Source organism: Mycobacterium sp. ABE4_509, assembly GCF_056160785.1.
The window spans coordinates 1-1,881 of sequence record NZ_JBSWXU010000283.1 but is presented as its reverse complement, the minus strand read 5'-3'; the positions used below and the strand labels follow the sequence as shown (position 1 = coordinate 1,881).

General features: G+C 71.9%; 3 protein-coding genes. 2 read left to right on the top strand and 1 reads right to left on the bottom strand.

Features of this window, described 5'->3' with window-relative positions:
• A partial coding sequence (locus ACXAID_RS27960; protein ID WP_475025415.1) for a UvrD-helicase domain-containing protein occupies nucleotides 1-609 on the bottom strand: 609 nt, incomplete at its 3' end.
• Between the two features lie 67 nt (nucleotides 610-676).
• Here ACXAID_RS27960 and ACXAID_RS27955 point away from each other — a divergent pair.
• Both ACXAID_RS27955 and ACXAID_RS27950 read left to right on the top strand, forming a co-directional pair.
• Nucleotides 677-1,456: an alpha/beta fold hydrolase gene (locus ACXAID_RS27955; protein ID WP_475025414.1), complete on the top strand. Its 780-nt coding sequence runs from the start codon at nucleotides 677-679 to the stop codon at nucleotides 1,454-1,456.
• Between the two features lie 2 nt (nucleotides 1,457-1,458).
• A complete protein-coding gene (locus ACXAID_RS27950) occupies nucleotides 1,459-1,755 on the top strand; it encodes an MGMT family protein (protein ID WP_475025413.1) in 297 nt (98 codons plus the stop codon).
• Nucleotides 1,756-1,881: the final 126 nt, after the last annotated feature.

The window sequence follows — 1,881 nt, the reverse complement described above, 5'->3', positions numbered from 1 at the left end:
CAGCAACATGATCTGCTCGTAGGCCTGCGCGAAGCGGCCGGCCGCCTGCCACTCGGGGCGGCCGGCCCGGCGGCCCAGGCGCTGCAGGGCGGCCGGATCGATCCCCCGCTCGTTGCAGCGGGCCAGCAGATCGCGCAGCTCGGTGGCGAAACCAGCGGTGCTCAGCGCGGGCCGCAGTGGCGCCGGCCAACGAACCGGCGAGGCGTCACCGTCCTCGACGTCGCCGGCCAGCAACTCACGGATGATGCCGTCCTGCTCGGCACCGGTGATCAGCCGCGGTGGCGGACTGCCGTTGCGCTGCGCGGCCAGGCGCAGCACCGCGAACGCATACGAGTGCACCGTGCGCACCAACGGCTCACGGACCACCGCGTTGCCCGCCACCGACAACAGCCTGGCCGTGGTCGCCGCTTTCGCCGAGGCGCCCAGCCGCGCCGAACCCGTCAGCAGCAGAACCGATTCCGGATCGGCGCCGGCGGCCAGACGGGCCGCCGCGGTGTCGATGAGCAGGCTGGTCTTGCCGGTGCCGGGACCACCCACCACGCGGACCGTGCCACGCAGGTCCGGGCGGGCCAGCGCGTCAGCGGTAAGTTCGGCCGGCGGTGCAGTCATGAGGGCATGACACCACGGGGGTCCGACAACTTGGCCCCGCGCTGCGGCGCCTGGCAGCATCGCTTCGGTGACCGATCTCCTGGTGCGCCGCTTCGGCCCGGCCCGCCCCCCGCAGCTGCTGGCCGTGCACGGTCTGACCGGGCACGGGCAACGCTGGATGACCCTGGCCGACCGGCACCTGCCCGACGTCGCGGTGGCCGCGCCGGATCTCATCGGACACGGCCGCTCGACTTGGGCGGCACCGTGGACGATCGAGGCCAACGTCGCAGCACTGGCATCCGTGCTCGAGTCATCCGGCGGCGACCCGGCCGTCGTCGTCGGACACTCTTTCGGCGGCGCGATCGCGCTGAGCCTGGCCGCCACCCGGCCGGATCTGGTGGCCGGGCTGGTGCTGCTGGACCCGGCGGTCGGCCTCGACGGTGACCGGATGCGCGAGGTCGCCGACGCCATGTTCGTCTCACCGGACTACACCGATCGCGCGGAGGCGCGGGCCGAGAAGGCCGACGGCTCCTGGGGTGAGGTGGACCCCGGCGAGTTGGAGCGCGAACTCGACGAACACCTGGTGACGCTGCCCAACGGTCGCAGCGGATGGCGGATCAGCGTTCCGGCGATGATGTCGTACTGGAGTGAGCTGGCGCGCCCGATCGTCCTGCCGCCGAAGGGCATCCGGACAACCCTGGTGCGGGCGACGAAGGTCGACCCGCCCTATGCCCGTGCGGAGCTGATCAGCGGGCTCGCCGAGCGACTCGGGCCGGATTTCACGCTGCTGGAGTGGAACTGCGACCACATGGTCGCCCAGGCGTTGCCCGCCGACACCGCCGCGGTGATTCGCGCCCAGCTGAGCTGACCGTGGCCGCGATCACCGACGAGCAGGTCGAAAGGGTGCGGGGGCTCGTCGCCGCGATCCCGCCCGGCAAGGTCGCGACCTACGGAGACCTCGCCGCGGCAGCCGATCTCTCCAGCCCGCGCATCGTCGGCTGGATCATGCGCACCGATTCCTCGGACCTCCCCTGGCACCGGGTGGTTCCGGCGTCAGGCAGGCCCGCGGTGCACCTCGCGACGAGGCAGCTGGAACTGCTGCGCGCGGAAGGGGTGCTGGCCCGGGACGGGCGGATCCCGCTGCGCGAGTGCCGGCACGGCTTCTGAGCCCGCGAACGTGCACTCCCCGTAGCCTCAAAGCGCCCAAAGTCAAGTGGTTAGTGCAACACGGGCTTAGGCGGCTTGGCTGAGCAGAGCAGATAGGCGTTGGGCTGGGGTGTCGAGATCAAGGGT